This is a genomic window from Pseudomonas sp. AOB-7, assembly GCF_003696305.1.
Taxonomy (GTDB): Bacteria; Pseudomonadota; Gammaproteobacteria; order Pseudomonadales; family Pseudomonadaceae; genus Aquipseudomonas.
The window spans coordinates 97,357-118,804 of record NZ_RFFK01000001.1 but is presented as its reverse complement, the minus strand read 5'-3'; the positions used below and the strand labels follow the sequence as shown (position 1 = coordinate 118,804).

The window sequence follows — 21,448 nt, the reverse complement described above, 5'->3', positions numbered from 1 at the left end:
TTATCGTGGTGGGTACTGATGTCGGATTGTAGGACAATCTGTTTTCGAGGCCAGCCGTCCGGGGCCCACCTTTAGATCAGAAAGCCGCCCGCCGGGGCGCTTGGCCCGGTAACACCCTGTGTTACACTCGCCGCTCGATTTTCCGCCGCCGCCCAGCAATGGCGGGGCTCTCAGACTCGACCGCCTGCCCCTGGATCGACGCAAATAAGGAATGTCATGACGTTCAAGGCCCCGGACAGCCTCGCCGAGCAAATTGCCCACTACCTGGCCGAACGCATCATTCGCGGCGAGCTCAAGGAGCGCGAGCGCATCCAGGAGCAGAAGGTCACCCAGGCGCTCAACGTCAGCCGCGGATCGGTGCGCGAGGCGCTGCTGATTCTCGAGCGTCGCCACCTGATCGTGATCCTGCCGCGTCGCGGCGCCCAGGTCACCGAACTGACCCCGCACAAGGTGCAGAGCCTCTACGGCCTGGTGATCGAGCTGTATATCCTGCTGGCCCGCGCGGTGATCGAGCGCTGGCAGGCGGAAAGCGATCTGGCACCCTTCGTCGACATTCAGCAGCGCCTGCTGGACAGCCTGCAGCGCGGCGATATCGGCGCCTTCGTCGAGAACAGCTTCGACGTGATGCGCGCCGCCTTTCCCTTCGCCGACAACCCCTACCTGCAGGAAACCCTGGAGAACCTGCTGCCAGCCATCAGCCGCACCTATCACCTGGCGCTGGAGCGGCGCAAAGGCGAGATGGGCCAGTTCATGAATACCTTCGCCAGCCTGCTGCAGGCGATCATCGCCCGCGACCACGGCCGCGCCCGCGAGGTGCTGCTGGCTTACGGTCAGCACAACTGCCAGCTGGTGCTGGCGACCCTGGCCGAGCGCTAAGCCCCGATGCGCCTGAAAAGCATCAAGCTGGCCGGCTTCAAGTCCTTCGTCGACCCGACGACCGTCAGTTTTCCCAGCAACATGGCGGCGGTGGTCGGGCCCAACGGCTGCGGCAAGTCCAACATCATCGACGCCGTACGCTGGGTGATGGGCGAGAGTTCGGCGAAGAACCTTCGCGGCGAGTCGATGACCGACGTCATCTTCAACGGCTCCAACACGCGCAAGCCGGTGACCCAGGCCTCCATCGAGCTGATCTTCGACAACAGCGACAATTCGCTGGTGGGTGAGTACGCCGCCTTCGCCGAGATCTCCATCCGCCGCCGGGTGACCCGCGACGGGCAGAACACCTATTTCCTCAACGGCACCAAGTGCCGCCGCCGCGACATCACCGACATCTTCCTGGGAACGGGGTTAGGGCCGCGCAGCTACTCGATCATCGAGCAGGGCATGATCAGCAAGCTGATCGAGGCCAAGCCCGAGGAGCTGCGCAACTTCATCGAGGAAGCCGCCGGCATCTCCAAGTACAAGGAGCGCCGCCGCGAGACCGAGAACCGCATCCGCCGCACCCAGGAAAACCTGGCGCGCCTGACCGACCTGCGCGAGGAGCTGGAACGCCAGCTCGAACGCCTGCACCGTCAGGCCCAGGCGGCGGAGAAGTACCAGGAATACAAGGCCGAGGAACGCCAGCTCAAGGCGCAACTGCTGGCCCTGCGCTGGCAGACCCTGAACCAGCAGGTCGGCAGCCGCGAACAGGTGATCGGCGACCAGGAAGTGGCCTTCGAGGCGCTGGTGGCCGAGCAGCGCAGCGCCGACGCTGCCATCGAGCGCCTGCGCGACGGCCACCACGAACTGAGCGAGCGCTTCAACCTGGTGCAGGGGCGCTTCTACTCGGTGGGTGGCGATATCGCCCGCGTCGAGCAGAGCATCCAGCACGGCCAGCAGCGCCTGCGCCAATTGCAGGACGATTTGCGCGAGGCGGAAAAGGCGCGCCTGGAAACCGAATCCCACCTCGGCCATGACCGCACGCTGCTGGCCACCCTCGGCGAAGAGCTGGAGATGCTGTTGCCCGAGCAGGAGCTGACCGCCGCCGCCGCCGAGGAGTCCGCCGCCGGCCTGGAAGAGGCCGAGGCTGCCATGCACGGCTGGCAGGAGCAGTGGGACGGCTTCAACCAGCGCAGCGCCGAGCCGCGCCGGCAGGCCGAGGTGCAGCAGTCGCGCATCGCTCAGCTGGAGCAGAGCCTGGAACGTCTGGCCGAACGCCAGCGCCGCCTGGGCGAAGAATTGCAGCAACTGGCGGCCGACCCCGAAGATGCCGCGATCCTGGAACTGAACGAACAGCTGGCGGCTGGCGAATTGGAGCAGGAGTCGCTGCAGGCAGCCGAAGAGCAGCAGGCCGAGCGCCTGCAGCAGCTGCGCGAGGAGCTGCAGCAGGCCGGCCAGGCTCAGCAGCAGGCCCAGGGCGAATTGCAACGGCTGAACGGTCGCCTGGCTTCGCTGGAGGCCCTGCAACAGGCCGCGCTCGATCCGGGGCAGGGCGCCGGCGACTGGCTGCGCGAGCAGGGCTTGCAGCAGCGTCCGCGCCTGGCCGAAGGGCTGCGTGTGGAGGCCGGCTGGGAGCTGGCGGTGGAAACCGTGCTCGGCGCTGACCTGCAGGCGGTGCTGCTGGACGATTTCGCCGGGCTGGATTTTGCAAGCCTGGAACAGGGCGAACTGCGCCTGGCCAGCCTGGGCACCGCTGGTGGCCGTCGCGCCGGCAGCCTGCTGGACAAGATCGAGTCGAGCCATGATCTGTCGCCCTGGCTGGCCAGTGTGCGCCCGGTGGAGTCGCTGGAGCAGGCTCTGACGGCTCGCGCGCAGTTGGCCGATGGCGAAAGCCTGATCAGCCGCGACGGCTACTGGGTCGGCCGGCATTTCCTGCGCGTGCGTCGCGCCGCCGAGGCGGACAGCGGCGTGCTGGCGCGCGGCCAGGAGCTGGAACGCCTACAGCTTGAGCGCGAGGAGCGCGAAGCGGCCCTGGCGCAACTGGATGAACGCCTGCTGGCGCTGCGCGACGAGCAGCGCCGTCAGGAGGAGCTGCGCGAGCAGCAACGCCGTCAGGGCCAGGAACTGGCGCGCCAGTTGAGCGAGCTGAAGGCGCGCCTGTCCGCCAGTCAGGCCAAGGCCGAGCAGCTGGGCCTGCGTCGCCGCCGTCTGGATGGCGAGCTGCAGGAAGCCGCCGAGCAGCGCGAGATCGAGCAGGAGCAACTGGGCGAAGCGCGCCTGCAATTGCAGGATGCGCTGGACGCCATGGCGCTGGATAACGAGCAGCGCGAAAGCCTGCTGGCCAGCCGCGACAGCCTGCGCGAGCGCCTCGACCGGGTGCGCCAGGAGGCGCGCCAGCACAAGGATCACGCCCACCAGCTGGCGGTACGGGTCGGTTCGCTCAGGGCGCAGCACGACTCCACCCGCCAGGCGCTGGAGCGCCTGCAACTGCAGGCCGAACGCCTGCACGAGCGGCGCGAGCAGCTGTCGCTGAATCTGGAAGAAGGCGAGGCGCCGCTGGAGGAGCTGCGCATCAAGCTCGAGGAACTGCTCGAACGACGCATGGCGGTGGACGAAGAGTTGCGCCAGGCGCGTCTGGCCCTGGAAGACGCCGACCGCGAACTGCGCGACGCCGAGAAGCGCCGCAGCCAGGCCGAGCAGCAGGCGCAACTGCTGCGTGGTCAGCTGGAGCAGCAGCGCATGGACTGGCAGTCGCTCAACGTGCGGCGCAAGGCCCTGGCCGATCAGCTCGCCGAGGACCACTACGACCTGCACGGGGTGATTGCCACCCTGCCGGTCGACGCCACGGAGAGCGCCTGGGAAGAAGAGCTGGAGCGCATGGCCGCGCGCATCGCCCGGCTCGGGCCGATCAACCTGGCAGCCATCGACGAGTATCAGCAGCAGTCCGAGCGCAAGCGTTATCTGGATGCGCAGGACGCCGACCTGGTCGAGGCCCTGGAAACCCTGGAAAACGTCATTCGCAAGATCGACAAGGAAACGCGCAATCGTTTCAAGGACACCTTCGATCAGATCAATGGCGGTTTGCAGGCACTCTTTCCAAAAGTTTTCGGTGGCGGCAACGCTTATTTGGAACTCACCGGCGAAGATTTACTCGATACCGGTGTAACCATCATGGCGCGGCCCCCGGGCAAGAAGAACAGCACCATTCATTTGCTCTCCGGCGGAGAGAAGGCTTTGACCGCTTTGGCACTGGTGTTTTCCATCTTCCAGCTCAATCCGGCGCCGTTCTGCATGCTGGACGAAGTGGATGCGCCGCTGGACGACGCCAACGTCGGGCGCTATGCGCGCCTGGTCAAGGAAATGTCGGCGACGGTGCAGTTCATCTACATCACCCACAACAAGATCGCCATGGAAATGGCCGATCAGCTGATGGGCGTCACCATGCATGAGCCGGGCTGCTCGCGCCTGGTGGCGGTGGACGTCGAGGAGGCGCTGGCCATGGTGGAGGCATGATGTTGCCGGGCTGGCTGAACACAGGCAAAACTCCATGTGGGTGCCGGTGTAAAGTTGCCTTTCGTCGTGCTAGCTTATTGCCCACTTTTGTTACACGCGGAAAACGTCAGATAGAACATGGAGTTGGCGCCGCGTTTATAGTCGAGTCAGGGTCCGTTTGACTGGATCTTTCTTCACCAGAATTTTTAGGGGTTAGGTATTTCATGGAATTCGGTCTGCGCGAATGGCTGATCGTTATTGGCATCATCGTTATCGCTGGCATTCTGTTCGACGGCTGGCGGCGCATGCGCGGCGGCAAGGGGCGCTTGAAGTTCAAGCTCGACCGTAGTTTCGCCAACATGCCCGATGACGACGGCGACCCCGATCTGCTCAGCCCGCCGCGGGTGATCAAGCGCGACCTCGAACCGCAACTGGACGAGGACGACCTGCCATCGATGAGCGCCAAGGATCTGCCGCGTCGTCCTCGCAGCGAGCCGCAGCAGGGCGACCTCAACCTGGCGGTCGACGAGCCGGTGCCGACCCTGCTCAACCCGGTCGACGACGAAGTCGAAGCCAAGGATGCGAAGAAAACCGCCAAGCCGGCCGCCGAGGCTGCGCCGGTGGAGGAAGTGCTGGTGATCAACGTGGTCGCCCGCGACGACATCGGTTTCAAGGGCCCGGCACTGCTGCAGAACATCCTCGAAAGCGGCCTGCGTTTCGGCGAGATGGACATCTTCCACCGCCACGAGAGCATGGCCGGCAACGGCGAGGTGTTGTTCTCCATGGCCAACGCCCTCAAGCCCGGCACCTTCGACCTGGACGACATCGAAGGCTTCAGCACCCGCGCGGTGAGCTTCTTCCTCAGCCTGCCCGGCCCGCGTCATCCCAAGCAGGCCTTCGACGTGATGGTCGCCGCGGCGCGCAAGCTGGCCCACGAACTGGGCGGCGAGCTGAAGGATGACCAGCGCAGCGTGATGACCGCGCAGACCATCGAGCACTACCGCCAGCGCATCGTCGAGTTCGAGCGCCGGCAGCTGACCCACAAGCGCTGACAGCAACCGCATTGCAAAAGAGCAGCTCAGGCTGCTCTTTTCGTTTGAGAGACCGAAGATGACCGACGCCGCCCAACGGAATGCCGCCCAACGTATCACCGAACTGCGCAACGAACTGGATGCGCATAACTACCGCTACTACGTGCTGGACCAGCCGAGTATTCCCGACGCCGAGTACGACCGCCTGTTTCGCGAACTGCAGGCGCTGGAGGCCGAGCATCCCGAACTGGTGACCCCCGAATCGCCGACCCAGCGCGTCGGCGGCGAGGCGCTCGACGCCTTCGGCGAGGTGCGCCACGAGATCCCCATGCTCAGCCTGGGCAACGCCTTCGAGGAGGATGACCTGCGTGCCTTCGACCGCAGCGTGCGCAGTGGCCTGGGGCTTGCCGGCGGCGACCTGTTCGGCGGCGGCGCCGAGGTGGAGTACAGCTGTGAACCCAAGCTCGACGGCCTGGCCGTCAGCCTGCGCTACGAACACGGCCAACTGGTGCGCGGCGCCACCCGTGGCGACGGCAGCACCGGCGAGGACATCAGCGCCAACGTGCGCACCATCCGCAACGTACCGCTGCGCCTGCAGGGCGAGGGCTGGCCGCAGGTGCTGGAGGTGCGCGGCGAGGTGTACATGCCCAGGGCCGGCTTCGACGAACTCAACGCACGCCAGGCCGCGGCCGGCGCCAAGACCTTCGCCAATCCGCGCAACGCCGCGGCCGGCAGCCTGCGTCAGCTTGACCCGAGGATCACCGCCAGCCGCCCGCTGGAGTTCTGCTGCTATGGCGTCGGCCAGGTCAGCGGCGAGCTGCCGGCCACCCAGATCGGTATGCTCGAGCAGCTCAAGGCCTGGGGCATCCCCATCAGCCGCGAGCTGAAGCTGGCCAAGGGCGTGGAAGCTTGCCTGGACTACTACCGCGATATCGGCCAGCGGCGCATGGAGCTGCCTTATGACATCGACGGTGTGGTGTTCAAGGTCAACCACATCGAGGACCAGCAGCAGCTGGGCTTTCGCGCGCGCACGCCGCACTGGGCCATCGCCCACAAGTTCCCGGCGCAGGAGGAGCTCACCGAGCTGCTCGACGTCGAGTTCCAGGTCGGCCGCACCGGCGCCGTCACCCCGGTGGCGCGGCTCAAACCGGTCAAGGTGGCCGGCGTCACCGTGGCCAACGCCACCCTGCACAATATGGACGAGGTGGCGCGCCTGGGGCTGATGATCGGCGATACGGTGATCATCCGCCGCGCCGGCGACGTGATCCCCCAGGTCATGGCCGTGGTGCCGGAGCGGCGCCCGGCCGATGCCCGCCCGGTACGGGTTCCCGAGCAGTGCCCGGTATGCGGTTCGGCGGTGGAGCGCACCCAGCTGGTTAAGCGCAGCAAGGGCAAGGAGAGCGTCAGCGAGGGCTCGGTTTACCGCTGCATCGGCCGCCTGAGCTGCCAGGCGCAGCTCAAGCAGGCGATCATTCACTTCGTCTCGCGCCGCGCCATGGATATCGAGGGCCTCGGCGAGAAGAGCGTCGAGCAACTGGTGGACGAGGGCCTGGTCAGCTCGCCGGCCGACCTCTACACCCTGAGCTTCGAGCAGATCGTCGGCCTGGAAGGCTTCGCCGAGCTGTCCAGCAACAACCTGCTGGCGGCCATCGCCGATAGCCGCAAGCCGACGCTGGCGCGTTTTATCTATGCCCTGGGCATACCCGATGTCGGCGAGGAAACCGCCAAGCTGTTGGCCCGCGCCCTGGGCTCGCTGGTGCGCATCCAGCAGGCGCTGCCCGAGGTGCTGACCTGGCTGCCGGACGTGGGCCTGGAAGTGGCGCACGAGATCCACAGCTTCTTCGCCGACGCCCACAACCAGGCCGTGCTGGAGAAACTGGTCTATGACAACGACGCGCCACTCGGCGTATTGCGCGAGGATGCCGGGCTGAGCGCGGAGTTCACCGCCAGCGCGAGCCTGGCCGAGCTGCTGGGCAAACTGAATATCGCCTCGGTTGCCGCGACCGGCGCCCAGAAGCTGGTCGATGAAGCGATCAGGCGCCTTGCTGCCACCGGCGTGAGCAATGCGGAGAATGCCGTGCGCCTGGAGCATGTCATCGAACTCAGTCAGGACTGGCTGGACCTGTCGGTGCTCAAGGGGCTCAACGAAAAGGCCAAGCAGGCCGTGCGCGAATTCTTCGCCGACCCGGCCAAGGTCGCCAAGGCTCGCGCCATCGAGCAGCAGTTGCTGGATTTCGGCATGCACTGGAGTTGCGAGAAGAAGGTCGCCGAAGGCCTGCCCCTGGCCGGGCAGACCTGGGTGCTGACCGGCACCCTGGAACTGATGAGCCGCGACGTCGCCAAGGGCAAACTGGAAGGCCTGGGCGCCAAGGTAGCCGGTTCGGTGTCGGCCAAGACCCATTGCGTGGTGGCCGGCCCGGGCGCCGGTTCGAAACTGGCCAAGGCCAGCGAGCTGGGCGTGAAGGTATTGGACGAGGCGCAGTTTCTCGAACAGCTCAAGACGTACGGCGTCGAGCCCTGATTTTTTAGGAACCTGGATTGGCCGAAGGCGTAATCCGGGGCGGCCTCCCCACTCCCCCCAGGCTACGATCTGAAACAACCGTCATTCCCGCGCAGGCGGGAATCCAGTTCGTAGGATGGAGATGGTGAAGCCTTGTCCACCGGCGATTGGGTGGACAAGTCTGGGGGCATGTTCGCCCTATGCGGGCGTCATTCATCGCAGGGGGCTCAGAAGCTCAGGCTGTGCTGGGGGGGCAGAAGTTCATCGCCCCGGCCGGGTGGCGGCTCGCTTCTGCGGAAGTCGCTGGGGCAGCAGCCGAACTGTTGCTTGAATGCGCGGGCGAAGTAGGACGGATCCTGGAAGCCCACGGCATAGGCGATGCTGGTGATTGGCATCTGGCTGTTGGCCAGCAGCTCCTCGGCCTTCTCCAGGCGCTTGCGCTGCACGTACTCCGGGAAGCTCGTGCCGCAAGCCTGCTTGAACAGACGGCTGAAGCGGAACGGGGTCATGCCGCAGCGTTCGGCCAGGACCTTCTGTTCCAGATGTTCGCTGTAGTGCTGCTCGATATAGCGCATTGCCTGCTGCAGCGGTTGCTGCTGCTGATGCTGCTGGGTCAGGCGGATGCTTTCAGGCAGCAGGTTTTCGCGCGTCAGCAGTTGTTTGCTGCTGCCGGTCGGGTTGCTGCGCATCTGGCACAGCGCCAGCAGTGCCTTGAGGTAGCGGTCGCGCTCGGCGTTCAGCAACGGCAGTACCAAGAACTCCCAAACGCCGGAGCGGAAGGCCCAGACGGCCAGCTCCTCCGAGTGATGCACGGTAAGCATGGTGATGGGAATCGAGGGGGCCATGCGCTTGACCTCCATTAGGAAGCCCAGTCCCAGGGTGTCGGGGCGGTCGTAGTGCATGCAGATCATGTCCGGGCGTTGCTCGGCGCCCAGTCCGGACAGGCTCAGATCCTTCGCCTGGGCGATCCGGCAACTGTCGGCGAATACAGCGATACAGTCGGCGGCCGATCGATCGTGGGTGAGATCGAACCAGAGCAATCGCGGCGTACATGGGGGGCGAGAATTCATCGGATTTACGTCAACTTTTTGTCTAATTAATGTTGCGTAGCACTTCCCGACAGTTAACTGACTCCGTTGCTTTACAGGAATAGAGTCAGATAGCCATTGGCGCCAAGAATTTTTTCTTATAACCGTAGCGCCCTACAGCTATTAACTGCATTTGAATCCTTCCTCGTTACCGCGCCGGGCCCCGGGCCAGAGCGGCGCTAGCCCGCTGATTGACTCCTGCCAGCTGCTCTGCCCTGGATCGATGAAGGGCAGATTATTGGCGCTTATTTTTCGACATGCATGCCGCCTGCAAAAAACTACCAGCGATGCGCAAAAACCTCCTAACCCATCCCTTGGCTGCTGACTAGGGTTGAAGCAGGCGAAGCACACAGGGAGTACTGACAGGAGTACAGCGCGACGCCTTCTCCGTACCAACACTCGAGTGAGGTGGACGAAATGACTTTTCAAGCGATCAAGACTTCGGTGATGAAGTTTGTCAAAGACGAGGATGGCCTGACCATCGTGGAGTATGCGGTGGCGGGGGGGTTGATCACGGTGGCGGTTGTGCTCGCATTCACTGGTCTGGGTGGGGCGGTGAACACTAGGATCGTTGCGCTCTGCAACGCCGTTCTTGCTGGGTCCTGCTGATACAACAATTCCCAAGAGAGATGCAGCCATGTCTATAGAGCAGCTGTTTCCAATCGCTGTGCTGCTAGGGCTGCTGGGCATTGCGGTGGTGTGCGATCTTCGCCGCCACCGCATCCCCAACTTCCTGGTCTTGCTCGGCCTCGTTCTGGGGCTAGCCAGCCAGGCTTATTTCATCGGGGTTGATGGCCTGACCGACGGCATGTTGGGGTTATTGGTCGGCTTCGGGATCTTTCTCCCGCTCTACGCCTTGGGTGGTATGGCGGCCGGTGACGTCAAGCTGATGGCCATGGTTGGCAGTTTCCTGACCCCGCATTTAGCCATGTGGGCGGCGTTTTTCAGCCTGATAGCCGGTGGCCTGTGCGGCTTGCTGCTGGTGCTCGCGCGCGGCCAGGTGCAACAAACCCTGGGGCGCTACTGGCTGATGCTGCGGGCGCGGGCCTATCTGGCGCCGGCGGCGGATGAGGTGGCCGGCAAGCCCTTCCCCTTTTCTATCGCAATTCTGCTGGGGACTTTGACCATCAGTTACTTCATGTTTTTTCTTTAGGGAGTCCGGCCATGCATGCGCTGAGTCCTCTAAACGCCGAACCGCAAGGCCTCGATCCGATCCAGCGCCTGGCGCCACAGCCACGCAGCGTGGCGGAAACCGGCCTGGCGGACACCTTTCTCGGCGACCTGGTGTGCAAGCATTTGCATGATGCAGGTGTGCTGGACATGGCGCAGCTGGTGGAGCGCCTGGCGCTGACAGGCTCGGTGCTGGAAGAGGTGCTCGGCTACCAACGCAAGGACGGGCGTATCGAGGTACTCGGCCAGGCCGGCGGGCAGGGCCTGCGCTACGGCCTGACCGAGCGTGGCCGCAGCGCGGCCAAGGATGCCCTGGCGCGCAGCGGCTATATAGGTCCGGCACCCTACCCGGTGGAGCGCTACCGGGAACTGCTATCGATGCAGACGGTGCACCACAGCCGGATCGACGCCCAGGCCATGCGCGAGGCGTTCGCCGGGGTGGTGCTGCAGGACGAGTTGCTCGACCAGCTCGGCCCGGCGATGAATTCTGGCCGGGCGCTGATGATCTATGGGCCGGCCGGCACCGGCAAGACCTATATCAGCCAGCGCCTGATCAACCTGTTCCACGAGGCGGTGTGGATACCCCACGCCATCGCCATCAACGAGGCGGTAGTGGAGATCTTCGACCCCCAGCTGCACCAGCCGCTGCCGGTCGAAGCCGGCCAGCGCAGCCTGCGCCTGGACCAGGGCATCGACCGCCGCCTGCTGCGCTGCCGGCGGCCGATCCTCATCACTGGCGGCGAGCTGACCCTGGATATGCTAGAAATCCGCTTCGACCCCTACAGCCGCCTGTACCAGGCGCCGCTGCAGCTGAAGGCGAGCAACGGTATCTTCATCATCGACGACCTGGGCCGCCAGCGGGTGGCACCGGTGGATCTGTTCAACCGCTGGATCGTGCCGATGGAGGAGAAGAAGGATTACCTCAACCTCGGCGGCGGTCGCCACTGCGAGATCCCCTTCGACCTGATCCTGGTGTTCTCCACCAACCTCAACCCGCTGGAGCTGGCCGACGAGGCCTTCCTGCGGCGCATCGGCTACAAGCTGCATTTCGACCACCTGCAGGCGGATGAGTACGAACGCATCTGGCAGCAGGAGTGCGAAAAACTGGGCATCCCCTTCGACCCCGACCTGGTGGCCTACGCCATCGAGCGGCTGCACCGGGTGGAGTCTAGGCCGCTGTTGCCCTGCCACCCGCGCGACCTGCTCGGCATGGCGTTGGATCGCCAGCGCTACCTGGGCGGGGACGACTCGCAAGCCCTCACACCGAACACGCTGATCTGGGCCTGGCGCAACTACTTCGTCAGCCTCAAGGCCAGTTGAACAAGGAGGCACCGTAATGAACTCTCGCACGCTCGTGTTGATCGCCCTGTCGCTGATCCTCGGCCTGGGCGCGGCCTTCCTGGCCAACAACTGGCTGAACGCACGGCTCAACGCAGGTCCGGACGACAACCTGCAGAACGTGGTGGTGGCCACGGTGGAGATTCCCTTCGGGCAGATGGTCGAGGCCCAGCAGGTGACCCTGGTGCGCATGCCCAAGGGCACGGTACCGGACGACGCCTTCGACGCCACTGACAAGGTCACCGGCAAGATCGCCACCTTCGCCATGCTCAAGGGCGACATCGTGCGAGGCGCGCGCCTGGCCGAACACCTCGGCGGCAGCACCCTGGCCTCGCTGATCGAGAAGGATAAGCGCGCCGTCTCGGTGCGGGTCGACGATGTGGTCGGCGTTGGCGGTTTCCTGCTGCCGGGCAACCGGGTCGACGTGCTTGTGGCCAAGAAGCTTGGCAACAACAGCACTGCAGTGTCGGAAACCATTCTCGAGGACCTGCGCGTGCTGGCGGTGGACCAGACCGCCAGCACCGACAAGACCCAACCGGTGGTGGTGCGCGCGGTGACCCTGGAGATGACTGGCGAAGAGGCGGAAGCGCTGGTCAAGGCGCAGACCGAAGGCAAGCTGCAACTGGCCCTGCGCAACCCGCTGGACAATCAGAAGAAGCCGCTGCCACCGGTGCAGGAGGCGGTCGCCCAGGTGGAGGCCCCGGCGCCTGTGCCTGCGCCCAAGCCGGTGGTGCGCCGCAGCGGTGGCGGTGGCGGCGGTGTGACCGTTATCCGCGGCATCGAGGTGCAGGCGGCCAAGGCGCAGCTTTAGCTGTGAAACTTCCTCGCCCGGCGCTGACCACGGCCCCTGGCTAGGCGCCCAGCTCCTGAGGGAGAGGGAGACGGTGCCGGGAGAGGGGAGAAAACGGTTGACGGGCATGCCCGCCTCCTTCATCCGGCGCTACGCGCCACCTTCTCCCAGAGGGAGACGGGCACAAAGGAAGGCGTCGCTGCGCGACTTTTAAATGGCATCGGCTATCCGGTGCTCCTGTAACCAGGCAACGCGACATACCAAGCAAGGAGTAGGGCATGGATATCATCCGGAGACTCGGGTTATACGCGCTGTACGCACTAGGCGCCGGTTTAGTGTCGAGTGCCGCTATACAGGCGGCTGAGCCGACGCCGGCGGTCAGCGCGATGCCGGCGGCCAACGTCAGCAATATTCAGGTACCCATCTACAAGTCGCGGGTGCTGACCACCCGCGCCCCGGTGAAGAGGGTCTCGGTGGGCAACCCGGAGATCGCCGATATCCTGGTGACCAGCCCGACCCAGCTGTACCTGCTGGGGCGTTCGCTGGGTAGCACCAACGTGCTGCTCTGGGATGGCGGCAACCGCCTGATCGATAGCCTCGACCTAGAAGTGGTGCACGACCTCGGCGGGCTGAAAGGCAAGCTGTACGAGCTGTTGCCCAACGAGCGCATCGAGGTCTACAGCGCCCAGGGCGCGCTGGTGCTGCGCGGCCAGGTGAGCAGCGCGTCGGCCATGGACGCCGCGGTCAAGCTGGCCAAGACCTACACCGCACAAACCGCCAGCGTGGTGCAGGGCGAGGGCGAAGCCGCGGTGGCCGCGCCCAGCCAGTCCCTGGAGGTGATCAACCTGCTGACCGTCGGTGGCAGCCAGCAGGTGATGCTGGAGGTCAAGGTGGCGGAGATGAAGCGCGATCTGGTCAAGCGACTTGGCGTGCGTTTCCTGGCTATAGGCTCGGGTGGAAACTGGGAATTTGGCGGGTTCAACAGCAGTTCCTCTCTGGTCGACGGTTTGCTCAGCCCTAGTACCGGTTTCTTGGCCAGCTTCGCCTCCGAGAGCTTTCTCTTTGACGCCATACTGGAAGCGTCCAAGGAAAACGGCTCGGCCAAGGTGCTGGCGGAACCGACCCTGACCACCCTGACCGGGCAGCAGGCGGAGTTCATTTCCGGCGGTGAGTTTCCCATCCCCGTCTCCGATGACGATGGCATTACCATCGAGTTCAAGGAGTTCGGTGTCGGGGTCAAGTTCCTGCCGGTCGTGCTGGACTCGGAGCGCATCAATCTCAACCTCAATGTCTCGGTCAGCGAGCTGGTGGAGGCCAACAGCCTGGTAGTGGATACGGATTCCACCAGTGGTGCTTCATCGTTGCTGGTACCGGCGCTGACCAAGCGCAGCGCACAGTCCACCGTCGAACTGGGCAATGGCCAGACCATCGCCATCGCCGGCCTGATCAGCGAGAACACCCGCGACTTCGTCAGCCGCTTCCCAGGCCTGGGCGATGTCCCGGTGCTCGGCCATCTGTTCCGCAGCCAGGAATTCGTCAGCGGTGAAACCGAACTGGTGATCCTGGTGACCCCACACCTGGCCAAGCCGGTCGATGCCAGGGCCGTGCGTCTGCCCACCGAGAAGTTCGTCGAGCCGAGTGATGTGGATTTCTATCTGCTGGGCAGGACCAAGGGCCGCCAGATGGAGCGCCCGGTGCCGGTCAGCCTCGGGGTCAGCGAGGGCAGTTTCGGGCATGACCTGAATTAGCGTGCGGATGCTGTAGGAGCACCCGGTTCCTGCATGGCCAGGGCAAATTAGCAATTCAGCGGAGGCAACACCATGAAACGCATGATCGTTCTGACCCTTTTGGCCCTTGGGCCAAGCGCCTGCATGACCTATGACGAAGGCCGCGTCGGCCCCCTGGGTTCCACCGTCTACGACATCCACTACCAGCAGATCGCCGACAAGACGGTGGCGGCCTCGCCAGGCACCGAGGTCTCGGCAACCGGTACCGATGGCGCGGTGACCGAAAGGGTCATGGATGGCTACCGTGGAGTGACAGGCGATGCGGCCCAGGTCGCCCAACCCATCCAGATCAATATCGGCAACTGAGGAGCACGACCATGAAACCCCGTATTCAACGGTCGTACACCGCGACGCCGGGGCGCCAGCGGGGTGCGGTGATGGTGCTGGTGGTGATCGCCATGGCTTCCATGCTGCTGATGGGCGCCCTGGCGCTGGACGGCGGGCATATGCTGCTGAACAAGACGCGCCTGCAGAACGCCGTGGATGCTGCGGCCCTGAGCGGCGCCAAGACCTTGCAGCAGGTGATGGGCAGCGGCAATGCCTCCACGCTGGCGCGGGATGCGGCGCTCAACACCCTGTTGCTCAACGCCAGTGCTAGCGGCAACGGCGAGCTCAGCAGCGGGATTGCCGGCAGTGGTGGGGTAGGGGCATTCGCCATCGTGGAGTTGTCCAACAGCGTCTACGGACCGTTCTCCTTCCCGGGGCCGACCGATGCAGCCTATGTACGGGTGTCGGTGCCGGACTTCCCGCTGACGGGGTTCCTCTGGAACTTCGCGCAATGGTTTTCTGCCGGCAACCTGGGCGACAAGGCGGTGGCCGCCATCGCCACGGCGGGGCCCAGCCCTTCCGCCAATCCGTGCAGGATCGAGCCCATCATGGTTTGCGGCGACCCCGATCAGTATGACCCCGCGAACGGTAATTTCTGGGGCTACGGCTTCGGCGAGATGAAGGTGCTGAAGAGCGCCTCCGGCAGTACGCCGGAAATAGGTCCCGGCAATTTCCAGTTGCTGCGCCTGGACGGCGCCACAGGGGCCAACGACCTGCGCGCCGCCCTGGCCGGTGGCATCGACAAGTGCAACGTGGTCGGCGAGGAGGCTGAAACCGAACCCGGCAATACCGTGGGGCCTGTGGCCCAGGGATTGAACACCCGTCTGGGGGTGTACAGCGGAAGCATGAGCTCTGCCAATTACCCGCCTGATTGGGTCACCGATTTCACCAGCCCGCGGGTGACCTATAACGACAGCACTTCGAACGTGGAACACCAGGGCCAGGTGGTTACCTCCAGCGGTGGCGACCTGTCGGCCGGCAGTACCGATTTGTTCGACTACAACGACTGGCTGGAGGCCAGCACCGCATGCGCTGCTTCCGGCACCTGCTCGGGGGCTTACGAACGGCGAATCCTGACCCTCGTCATCGGAAATTGCGACGGAGTATCAGGCGGGCAGACCTCGGTGCCGGTGCTGGGCTTCGGCTGCTTCTACCTGCTGCAGACGGTCAGGCAGCAGGGCACCGAGGCCCAGGTGTTCGGCCAGTTCATCAAGGAGTGCGAAGGCGACGGCTATGCGGGGGCGACGCCGGCCGACGATGTCGGTCCCAACATCATCCAGTTGTACAAGACCTATTTCAGTGGCGTATCGACGCCGAGTCCCGACTCCTAGGCGATCTTTCGCCGGTCGGTGTAGCCCGGACGAAATCCGGGAGAGGCGCAAGCCTCGTGCAACCACGATGGCGGATTGCATCCGCTCAGGTGGCGAACCCAGTCACTGGGGAGGTGTTCCATGCACAGTCACTCATTCAGGCCTGGCCGGGCGCAGCAGGGCGTCGCCATGGTCGAGTTCGCCATCGCCCTGCCGCTGCTGCTGCTGCTGTTGCTGGCCATCGCCGAGTTCGGCCGCATGCTCTACCACTACAACAACCTGTTGCAGGCCAACCGCGACGCCGTGCGTTACCTGGCCTCAGAGGCCTGGAACGGCAACCTCGGCCAGGTCGTGATCGACCCGGTGATTGTGGCCAGGACCAAGAACCTCGCGGTCTATGGCATGCCCACGCCCCAGTCCGGCTACGAGGTGGTGCCGGGATTGACCACCGCCAACGTAACGGTCGGCGCGGTGGGCAGCGAGCATGTCCAGGTCAGCACCAGCTATGTGTTCCAGCCGGTGATCGGTAACAGCCTGCCGGCGCTGATTGGCAACGCCATTCCACTGAACCTGCAGTTGGTGGCCACCACCGTGATGAGGGGGCTGTGATGAAGGCGATGAATAGACGGCGCATGGGCGGGGTGTATGTGGTCGAGTTCGCCATCATCGGCCTGCTGCTGTTCACCCTGTTGTTCGGGGTGGTGGAGATGGGGCGTTTGCATTTCACCGTCAATGCCCTGGACGAAGTGGTGCGCCGTGGCGCGCGCCTGGCGGCGGTTTGCGATATCCAGGACCCGGTGATATTGCGCCGGGCGATTTTCAATGCGGCCAACGAGGCCGGCGCCAGCCGACTGATCGGTAGGCTGCAAACCGCCAACCTGACTCTGGTGTACCTGGACGAGAACGGCGCTACCGTGACCAATCCTGGCGACCTGGTCGGCGCGGGCGGTTTCAGTGCCATCCGCTATGTGCAGTTGCGGGTGGAAAGTTTTCCCCATGAATTGCTGATTCCTGGATTCGGCGGGGTGTTCACCCTGCCTGCATTCAGGTCGACCATCCCGCGCGAAAGCCTCGGCCGTCATGCTGAGGAAGGCGTAGTTCCGGAGATCACGCCATGCTGAACCTCAGAGAAGCCCCCGCGCCAACCAGTTCGCCGAGCAAGCAGGGCTTGCACCTGCTGATCAGCAGCCGCGACGCAGCTGCCTTGCAGCACCTGCAGGGCATCTGCCGGCGTACCCCCGGTCTGCAGGTCGATACCCGTCTGGTGAGCAATGGGCATACCGATCCGCTCTATGGGTTGGAAAGGAAACCCGATTTTCTCCTGTTGCGGGTCAGCCACCTGTGGCGCGAGGAGCTGGCCGCGCTGTTGCAACATCCGCCGCATGAGCGTCCGCCGCTGCTGGTATGCGGCCCGCTGGAGGAGCGCGAGGGCATTCGCCTGGCGATGCAGGCCGGTGCCCGCGACTTCCTGCCGGAGCCGGTGGTGGCCGAGGAGTTGCTGGCCACCTTGGGCCGCATGGTCACCGAGACCCGCGCCAGCAGCGGTTCCGGCGGCAAGCTGGTGGCGGTGATGAACGCCAAGGGCGGTTCCGGCGCGACGCTGCTGGCCTGCAACCTGGCCCACCAACTCAGCGCCAAGGGCGGCAATACCCTGTTGCTGGACCTCGACCTGCAGTTTGGCAGCGTCACTCATTACTTGGACGTCCATCCGGCCCATAGCCATGTCGAGGTGCTGCAACAGATCGGCGAAATGGACGGTATGGCGCTGCGCGGCTTCTGCAGCCATTTCAGCCCGTCCCTGCATGTGCTGGGCGGTCGCGAGAACGAGTTGTGCCTGCCGCAGGACGTGCAGATCGAGCAGCTCGAGGCGCTGCTGAAACTGGCGCGTAGCACCTACGACTGGGTGGTGGTGGACTTGCCGCGGCAGATCGACCACCTCACCGGCATCACCCTGGAGCAGGCCGACCGGGTCTATATCGTGGTGCAGCAGAGCCTCAGTCATCTCAAGGACGCCAGCCGCCTGGCGCGCATCCTGCGCGACGAGCTGGGCGTGCGCGGCGAGAACCTGCAGGTGGTGGTTAATCGCTACGACAAGGCCGCGCCGATCAGCCTGCGCGATATCGGTACGGCGCTGCGTTGCAGCGAGCTGCAGAAGCTACCCAACGATTTCGCCGTGGTCAGCCAGAGCCAGAACACCGGTGCGCCGCTGGATCAGTACGCGCCGCGTGCGCCCATCACGCTGGCACTGCAGGAACTGAGCAAGGACTTGCTCGGCAAGCAGGCGGGTGCCGAACAGGGTTTATTCAAGCGCGCCTTCAGCCGCTTTTTCGGGGAGTGACCGCCATGCTCAATGAACTGCGCAACCGCCTGCGCCAGCAGCCGCTCAAGGCCGTGGAGGCGTCGTCTGCCGAGCAGGGCGCCCGGGATGGGGCTGCCCAGGACATGATGGCCTGGGAGCACAGCGCACCGGCCGAACTCTACGAAACGAAGACCCATCTCAGCCCGGTGGAGACCGAATGGCGCGATAAGATCTACCAGCAGTTGCTCAAGGTCATGGACCTGTCGCTGCTGGATTCCCTGGAGCAGGTCGATGCGACGCGGCAGATCCGCGATATCTGCCTGCGCCTGATGGAGGACCACAACGCGCCGGTGAGCGCGGCCAGCCGCCAGTTGATCATCAAGCAGATCACCGACGAGGTACTCGGCCTGGGGCCGTTGGAACCCTTGCTGGCCGATCACAGCGTGTCGGACATCCTGGTCAACGGCCATGCCTCGGTGTATGTCGAGCGGCACGGCAAGCTGCAGCAGACCGACGTGCGTTTTCGCGACGACCAGCACCTGCTGAACATCATCGACCGCATCGTCTCCAGCCTGGGGCGGCGCATCGACGAGTCGTCGCCGCTGGTGGACGCGCGCCTGAAGGACGGCTCGCGGGTCAACGCCATCATCCCGCCCCTGGCCATCGACGGGCCGAGCATCTCGATTCGCCGTTTCGCCGTCGACCTGCTCAGTAGCGAGAGCCTGGTGGAGATGGGTACCTTGACCCCGGCAATCGCCCTGATGCTCAAGGCCATTGTCCGTGGTCGCCTCAACGTGCTGATCTCCGGTGGTACCGGCAGCGGCAAGACCACCATGCTCAACGTGCTGTCGAGCTTCATCCCGCACAACGAGCGCATCGTCACCATCGAGGACTCGGCCGAGCTGCAGCTGCAACAGCCTCATGTGGTGCGCCTGGAGACCCGGCCGTGCAACATCGAGGGTCGCGGCGAGGTGAACCAGCGCGAGCTGGTGCGCAACAGCCTGCGCATGCGCCCCGATCGCATCGTCATCGGCGAGGTGCGCGGCGCCGAGGCGCTGGACATGCTGACGGCGATGAACACCGGCCACGACGGCTCGCTGACCACCATCCACGCCAATACCGCGCGCGATGCCCTGGGCCGCATTGAGAACATGGTGTCGATGACCGGCGCCACCTTCCCGATCAAGGCCCTGCGCCAGCAGATCGCCTCGGCCATCGATGTGGTGATCCAGCTCGAACGCCAGGAGGACGGCAGGCGACGCCTGGTCAGCGTGCAGGAGATTAATGGCATGGAAGGCGAGATCATCACCATGACCGAGATATTCTCCTTCGTCCGTCGCGGCATCGGCGAGCACGGCGAGGTGCTCGGCGACTATCGGCCGACCGGCATGGTGCCGGCCTTCCGCGAGGTGATGGGCAAGCGCGGCATCGAGCTGCCGCTGAATATGTTCCGGCCGGAATGGATGGAGGGGCAGTCATGAACCAGATTCCCAGCGAGTTTATCCTGGCCTTTCTCGGCATGGTGTTCGCCGCGGTGTTCCTGCTCAGCCAGGGGCTGGTGATCCCGGTGTTCGGCGAGGCGGGGCAGGTGCGCAAGCGTATCCGCAATCGCCTGCACGTGCTGGAGCGGGCCAGCGACCTGCCGAATATGCAGACGGTGTTGCGGCAGAAGTACCTCAAGCGCCTGTCGCCGCTGGAGGCCTGGCTGGAGCAGTTGCCGGCCATGGAGGCGCTGGCGCAGATGGTCGAGCAGGCCGGCCATGACTATCGTGCCTATCGGGTGCTGCTGCTCGGGCTGATACTCGGCGTGGCCACGGGCCTCCTGCTGTGGCTGTTCACCCAGCTCTGGTGGCTGGCGCTGCCGGCGGCCCTGGCTGCTTGCTGGCTGCCGGTGCTGAAGATCGCCAGCGACCGCGGCAAGCGCTTCGCCCAGTTCGAGGAAGGCCTGCCGGACGCCCTGGATGCCATGTGCCGCGCCCTGCGCGCCGGCCATCCGTTCAACGAGACCCTGCAACTGGTGGCCGAGGAGCACAAGGGGCCGGTGGCCCACGAGTTCGGCCTGACCTTCGCCGATATCAACTACGGCAACGACGTGCGCCGGGCCATGCTCGGCCTGCTGGAGCGCATGCCGAGCATGACGGTGATGATGCTGGTGACCTCGGTGCTGATCCATCGCGACACCGGCGGCAACCTGACCGAGGTGCTGGAGCGTCTGAGCAGCCTGATCCGCGGTCGCTTCCGCTTCCAGCGCAAGGTCAAGACGCTGTCGGCCGAAGGGCGCATGTCGGCCTGGGTTCTGGTGGCGGTGCCCTTCGTGCTGGCTGCCGCGATCGTGTTGTCGAGCCCGACCTACCTGCCGCTACTAATCAAGGAGCCGTTGGGGCAGAAGATGGTGATGGCGGCCTTTGTCGCCATGCTGCTGGGCATCTTCTGGATCCGCAAGATCATCCGCATCCAGGTCTGAACACGGGCCGAGGAGGTATGCGTCATGGACTATCTGCTGAGTCTGCTCAATCGAGTGGTGGGCAACGAGGAGCTGGCGCGCGTGCTGTTCGTCGGCGCCATCGGCCTGAGCGCGGTGCTGGCCATGGCCACTCTGGCCATGCTGGTGCAGGGGCTGCGCGACCCGGTACAGCGACGTCTTGCCCTGATCAAGCGCGGGCACGGTGGCCTGGTCGTCGGCCAGGACACCCCTAGTAACCTGCAGCTGATGCTGGAGCAGGTGGGCCAGCGCTTCAGCTCGGAGGATCAGGGGCAGGCGTCTGCCACTCGTACCCTGTTGACCCATGCCGGCTATCGCTCGCCGGCGGCGGTGCAGACCTACTGGGCGGTGCGCCTGCTACTGCCGCTGACGCTGGTTGGGCTGACCCTGTTGGCGCTGCCGCTGATCCCCAAGCTGTCGCTGCTCGTGGGTATCGTGCTGGTGCTGGCGGCAGCGGGGGGCGGCTGGCTGGCGCCGGCTATCTATGTCGACAAGCGCAAGCAGGCGCGCATGATCCGGCTGCTGGTGGCTTTTCCCGATGCCCTGGATCTGATGGTGGTGTGCGTGGAGTCGGGGCTGGCCTTGCCCCAGGCGATCGAGCGGGTGGCCGACGAGATGGCCGTTAGCCAGCCTGAACTGGCCCTTGAGCTGGCCCTGGTCAATGCGGAGATCCGTGCCGGCATTCCCAGTACCGAGGCGCTCAAGCACTTGGCCGAGCGCACCGGGCTGGAGGATATTCGCGGCCTGGTCAGCCTGCTGGCGCAGAGCATCCGCTTCGGCACTAGCGTGGCCGATACCCTGCGCATCTACGCCGAGGAGTTCCGCGACCGACGTACCCAGAAGGCCGAGGAGGCGGCGGCGAAAATCGGCACCAAGCTGGTGTTCCCACTAATCTTGTGCCTGTGGCCGAGCTTTTTCCTGGTGGCCATCGGTCCCGCCCTCATCGGTGTACTCAAAGTCTTCGGGAAGGTATGAC

At 64.9% G+C, this 21,448-nt stretch carries 18 protein-coding genes; 17 read left to right on the top strand and 1 reads right to left on the bottom strand.

Going from position 1 to position 21,448, the window contains the following annotated elements; all coding sequences use genetic code 11:
- Nucleotides 1-216: 216 nt before the first annotated feature.
- The 4 genes from EA796_RS00550 to ligA all read left to right on the top strand — a co-directional run bounded on the left by EA796_RS00550 (nt 217) and on the right by ligA (nt 7,902).
- A complete protein-coding gene (locus EA796_RS00550; RefSeq protein WP_021442184.1) occupies nt 217-876 on the top strand; it encodes a GntR family transcriptional regulator in 660 nt (219 codons plus the stop codon).
- A gap of 6 nt (nt 877-882) precedes the next feature.
- Complete coding sequence (gene smc, locus EA796_RS00545) at nt 883-4,371, top strand: chromosome segregation protein SMC (RefSeq protein WP_122107111.1); 3,489 nt, start codon at nt 883-885, stop codon at nt 4,369-4,371.
- Nucleotides 4,372-4,574: 203 nt separating this feature from the next.
- On the top strand, nt 4,575-5,402 hold the full coding sequence (gene zipA, locus EA796_RS00540; protein ID WP_021442182.1) for a cell division protein ZipA: 828 nt from the start codon (nt 4,575-4,577) through the stop codon (nt 5,400-5,402).
- Between the two features lie 58 nt (nt 5,403-5,460).
- On the top strand, nt 5,461-7,902 hold the full coding sequence (ligA, locus tag EA796_RS00535; protein ID WP_122107110.1) for an NAD-dependent DNA ligase LigA: 2,442 nt from the start codon (nt 5,461-5,463) through the stop codon (nt 7,900-7,902).
- 206 nt (nt 7,903-8,108) lie between these two features.
- Here the strand turns inward: ligA and EA796_RS00530 are convergent, their stop codons facing one another.
- Entirely contained in the window at nt 8,109-8,951 is an 843-nt protein-coding gene (locus EA796_RS00530; RefSeq protein WP_122107109.1) for an AraC family transcriptional regulator, read from the bottom strand.
- 435 nt (nt 8,952-9,386) lie between these two features.
- Here EA796_RS00530 and EA796_RS00525 point away from each other — a divergent pair, with 435 nt between their 5' ends.
- From EA796_RS00525 to EA796_RS00465, 13 genes are all read left to right on the top strand, one after another.
- Nucleotides 9,387-9,578 (top strand): Flp family type IVb pilin, encoded by a 192-nt coding sequence (locus tag EA796_RS00525; RefSeq protein WP_122107108.1) that lies wholly within the window; start codon nt 9,387-9,389, stop codon nt 9,576-9,578.
- Nucleotides 9,579-9,606: 28 nt separating this feature from the next.
- Complete coding sequence (locus tag EA796_RS00520; protein WP_122107107.1) at nt 9,607-10,122, top strand: prepilin peptidase; 516 nt, start codon at nt 9,607-9,609, stop codon at nt 10,120-10,122.
- Nucleotides 10,123-10,133: 11 nt separating this feature from the next.
- Nucleotides 10,134-11,459 (top strand): AAA family ATPase, encoded by a 1,326-nt coding sequence (locus tag EA796_RS00515; protein ID WP_122107106.1) that lies wholly within the window; start codon nt 10,134-10,136, stop codon nt 11,457-11,459.
- Between the two features lie 16 nt (nt 11,460-11,475).
- Complete coding sequence (gene cpaB / locus EA796_RS00510) at nt 11,476-12,288, top strand: Flp pilus assembly protein CpaB (protein WP_122107105.1); 813 nt, start codon at nt 11,476-11,478, stop codon at nt 12,286-12,288.
- 314 nt (nt 12,289-12,602) lie between these two features.
- On the top strand, nt 12,603-14,015 hold the full coding sequence (locus tag EA796_RS00505; RefSeq protein WP_256679050.1) for a type II and III secretion system protein family protein: 1,413 nt from the start codon (nt 12,603-12,605) through the stop codon (nt 14,013-14,015).
- Between the two features lie 72 nt (nt 14,016-14,087).
- Nucleotides 14,088-14,360, top strand: coding sequence for a hypothetical protein (locus EA796_RS00500; protein WP_122107103.1), 273 nt, complete (start codon nt 14,088-14,090; stop codon nt 14,358-14,360).
- Nucleotides 14,361-14,371: 11 nt separating this feature from the next.
- Nucleotides 14,372-15,712, top strand: a complete 1,341-nt coding sequence (locus tag EA796_RS00495) for a TadE/TadG family type IV pilus assembly protein (protein WP_122107102.1) — start codon at nt 14,372-14,374, stop codon at nt 15,710-15,712.
- Between the two features lie 120 nt (nt 15,713-15,832).
- A complete protein-coding gene (locus EA796_RS00490) occupies nt 15,833-16,300 on the top strand; it encodes a TadE/TadG family type IV pilus assembly protein (protein ID WP_122107101.1) in 468 nt (155 codons plus the stop codon).
- Between the two features lie 8 nt (nt 16,301-16,308).
- Nucleotides 16,309-16,812, top strand: a complete 504-nt coding sequence (locus EA796_RS00485; protein WP_122107655.1) for a TadE/TadG family type IV pilus assembly protein — start codon at nt 16,309-16,311, stop codon at nt 16,810-16,812.
- Complete coding sequence (locus EA796_RS00480) at nt 16,806-18,029, top strand: AAA family ATPase (protein WP_122107100.1); 1,224 nt, start codon at nt 16,806-16,808, stop codon at nt 18,027-18,029. The genes EA796_RS00485 and EA796_RS00480 overlap by 7 nt, the downstream gene beginning before the upstream one ends.
- Before the next feature lie 5 nt (nt 18,030-18,034).
- Nucleotides 18,035-19,471, top strand: a complete 1,437-nt coding sequence (locus tag EA796_RS00475) for a CpaF family protein (protein WP_122107099.1) — start codon at nt 18,035-18,037, stop codon at nt 19,469-19,471.
- On the top strand, nt 19,468-20,454 hold the full coding sequence (locus EA796_RS00470; protein ID WP_122107098.1) for a type II secretion system F family protein: 987 nt from the start codon (nt 19,468-19,470) through the stop codon (nt 20,452-20,454). The genes EA796_RS00475 and EA796_RS00470 overlap by 4 nt, the downstream gene beginning before the upstream one ends.
- A 24-nt stretch (nt 20,455-20,478) precedes the next feature.
- Nucleotides 20,479-21,447 (top strand): type II secretion system F family protein, encoded by a 969-nt coding sequence (locus EA796_RS00465; protein ID WP_122107097.1) that lies wholly within the window; start codon nt 20,479-20,481, stop codon nt 21,445-21,447.
- Nucleotide 21,448: the final 1 nt, after the last annotated feature.

Excerpts from the sequence above, each read along its gene's own strand:
- EA796_RS00500 (WP_122107103.1), top strand. The coding sequence starts at position 14,088 with ATGAAACGCATGATCGTTCTGACCCTTTTGGCCCTTGGGCCAAGCGCC.
- cpaB (WP_122107105.1), top strand. The coding sequence starts at position 11,476 with ATGAACTCTCGCACGCTCGTGTTGATCGCCCTGTCGCTGATCCTCGGC.
- EA796_RS00515 (WP_122107106.1), top strand. The coding sequence starts at position 10,134 with ATGCATGCGCTGAGTCCTCTAAACGCCGAACCGCAAGGCCTCGATCCG.
- zipA (WP_021442182.1), top strand. The coding sequence starts at position 4,575 with ATGGAATTCGGTCTGCGCGAATGGCTGATCGTTATTGGCATCATCGTT.
- EA796_RS00465 (WP_122107097.1), top strand. The coding sequence starts at position 20,479 with ATGGACTATCTGCTGAGTCTGCTCAATCGAGTGGTGGGCAACGAGGAG.
- smc (WP_122107111.1), top strand. The coding sequence starts at position 883 with ATGCGCCTGAAAAGCATCAAGCTGGCCGGCTTCAAGTCCTTCGTCGAC.
- EA796_RS00530 (WP_122107109.1), bottom strand. The coding sequence starts at position 8,951 with ATGAATTCTCGCCCCCCATGTACGCCGCGATTGCTCTGGTTCGATCTC.
- EA796_RS00520 (WP_122107107.1), top strand. The coding sequence starts at position 9,607 with ATGTCTATAGAGCAGCTGTTTCCAATCGCTGTGCTGCTAGGGCTGCTG.
- EA796_RS00550 (WP_021442184.1), top strand. The coding sequence starts at position 217 with ATGACGTTCAAGGCCCCGGACAGCCTCGCCGAGCAAATTGCCCACTAC.
- EA796_RS00470 (WP_122107098.1), top strand. The coding sequence starts at position 19,468 with ATGAACCAGATTCCCAGCGAGTTTATCCTGGCCTTTCTCGGCATGGTG.
- EA796_RS00490 (WP_122107101.1), top strand. The coding sequence starts at position 15,833 with ATGCACAGTCACTCATTCAGGCCTGGCCGGGCGCAGCAGGGCGTCGCC.
- EA796_RS00480 (WP_122107100.1), top strand. The coding sequence starts at position 16,806 with ATGCTGAACCTCAGAGAAGCCCCCGCGCCAACCAGTTCGCCGAGCAAG.
- EA796_RS00475 (WP_122107099.1), top strand. The coding sequence starts at position 18,035 with ATGCTCAATGAACTGCGCAACCGCCTGCGCCAGCAGCCGCTCAAGGCC.
- EA796_RS00485 (WP_122107655.1), top strand. The coding sequence starts at position 16,309 with ATGAATAGACGGCGCATGGGCGGGGTGTATGTGGTCGAGTTCGCCATC.
- ligA (WP_122107110.1), top strand. The coding sequence starts at position 5,461 with ATGACCGACGCCGCCCAACGGAATGCCGCCCAACGTATCACCGAACTG.
- EA796_RS00495 (WP_122107102.1), top strand. The coding sequence starts at position 14,372 with ATGAAACCCCGTATTCAACGGTCGTACACCGCGACGCCGGGGCGCCAG.
- EA796_RS00525 (WP_122107108.1), top strand. The coding sequence starts at position 9,387 with ATGACTTTTCAAGCGATCAAGACTTCGGTGATGAAGTTTGTCAAAGAC.